Genomic DNA, 2,158 nt, shown 5'->3' with positions numbered 1-2,158 from the left:
TGCACGCGGGCGCCGGTGGGCACCAGATAGGCGGCAAGGTCGTCGGTGGGCAAGGCGCCCTGAGCCATCAGCAGCACCGTCAGCCCATGCAGCTCGGGGGTGGCGCTGGGCTGCCAGGCGGGCTCGGGTAGCACAGGCGCGGGGGCGAGCCGGTCGCCATCCTGGCCTGGCAGGTGGCTGTCATGGCGGGTGGCCAGGGCCGGATCGGCCGCTGGCAGCGGCAGGCCGACCTCGAAGGTGGTGCCCAGGCCGGGTTCGCTGCGAACCTGGATCCTGCCGTCCAGCAGGCTGATCAGGCGCTCGCTGATGGTCAGGCCCAGGCCGGTGCCGCCGAAGCGGCGCGTGGTCGAGACCTCGGCCTGGGTGAAGGGCAGGAAGATGCGGTCGATGGTGGCCGGGTCCATGCCGATGCCGTTGTCGCTGACCTCGAAGCGCACCTGGCCGGGCTGTGCGCAGTCGGGCTCCACGCGCAGCGCCACGCGGCCGCGCCGTCCGGGCAGGCCGGCGGAGAACTTGATCGCGTTGCTGAGCAGGTTGTTGACGATCTGGCGCAGCCGCACCGGGTCTGTCATCACCAGCTCGGGCAGCGCGGGCGAGCAGAACAGCTGCAGCTCGACCTGGCGCGCGGTGGCCACCGGCTGCAGCGCGTCGTACAGGCGCTCGACCAGCGCGGCCAGGCGAACCGGCGTGCGCTCCAGCACCAGGTGGCCAGCCTCGATCTTCGAGAAGTCCAGGATGTCGTCGATCAGCCGCAGCAGCGAGCTGGCCGAGTCGCGCATGGTGTGCACCGCGTCGGCCTGCTCCTCGGTCAGCGCGCTCTGCGCCAGCAGCTCGGCCATGCCGATCACGCCGTTCATCGGCGTGCGGATCTCGTGGCTCATGGTGGCCAGGAAGGCCGACTTGGCGCGGTTGGCGGCCTCGGCCTGCTGCGTGGCCGCGGCCAGCTGGGCCTCGATCTGCTTGCGCGCGCATACGTCCATCAGCATGCCGTACCAGACGATGCCGCCGTCCTCGCGGCGCGTGGGCAGCGCATCGACCGCGATCCAGCGCCAGGCCTCGCCCACGCGCAGCCGGAATTCGCTGCGCAGCGGCGTCAGGTCGCGGCTGGAGGCGTTCATGTCCTCGTTCAGGCCAGGCAGGTCGTCGCCGTGCACATTGCGGTAGAGCTGGTGGCGGTCGGCCAGCAGCTCGGCCGGGGTCAGGCCCAGCACGCTGGCGGCCGAGCCGCTGAGGAACACGAAGCGCGATTCACCCTGGGCCGGTCGCTCGAATTCATAGACCACGCCGGGCAGGCTGGCGAAGATGGTGTCGGTGCGCAGGCGCTGCTCGGCCAGCTCGGCCTCGTGGGCCTTGCGCTGGCTGATGTCGATGTGGGTGCCGGCGGCCCATTCGGGCAGGCCTTCCGGCGTGCGCGAGACGAACTTGGCGCGCGACTGGGTCCAGATCCAGCGCCCGTCGGCATGGCGAACCCGCTGCTCGACCTCGTAGTGCGACAGCGCTCCGGCGTGGTGGGCACGGCCTTGCGCCAGCATCGCCGGCACGTCGTCAGGATGCACCAGCTCGCAGAAGCGAGCAAAGCTGAAGGGCTGCACCTCTGCCACCGCGTAGCCGAACATTGCCGCCCAGCGGGCGTCGGCCAGGATTTCACCGGTCTGTGCATTGAACTCCCAGCTGCCCACGTCGCTGCCTTCGAGCACATGGTCCAGCCGCTGGCGCTCACGCTGCAGCGCCTGGTTGGCCTGGCGCACCGCGGTCACGTCGGTGTCGATGGCCATGAAGCCGGTCAGCTGGCCTTCTGCGCTGCGCAGCGGACGGACTTCGGTGCGGGTCCAGTAGACCTGGCCGTCGGGTCGCCGGTTTTCGATCTCGCCATCGAAGTTGTCCCCGGCGGCATAGGCCTGGGCCAGCGCGGCCTTCGCCTCGGACGTGCCCAGGTTGGACCGCATCAGCGCATGCGGCAGCTGGCCAAGCGCCGCTTCGGCACTGTGGCCGGACATCGTGCTGAACGCCTGGTTGGTCCAGACGATGCGGCCCTGGGCGTCCATCACCATCACGGCGCTGGAAGTGCGCTCTGCCACTTGCGAGAGCCGGTCCAGGTCGGCCGTCATGCTGGCAGCCAGCGCCAGCGCGCGGGCCCGCGCCGAGGCCATGGCCCAGA

At 70.8% G+C, this 2,158-nt stretch carries 1 protein-coding gene; it reads right to left on the bottom strand.

Going from position 1 to position 2,158, the window contains the following annotated elements; all coding sequences use genetic code 11:
• The coding region (locus FKP22_RS28035; protein WP_141291332.1) for a PAS domain-containing hybrid sensor histidine kinase/response regulator at positions 1 to 2,158 on the bottom strand (2,158 nt) is incomplete at both ends.

It is taken from the genome of Ideonella azotifigens, assembly GCF_006519715.1.
In the GTDB taxonomy this organism is placed as follows: domain Bacteria; phylum Pseudomonadota; class Gammaproteobacteria; order Burkholderiales; family Burkholderiaceae_C; genus Ideonella; species Ideonella azotifigens.
This window is presented reverse-complemented; position numbering and strand designations above follow the sequence as displayed.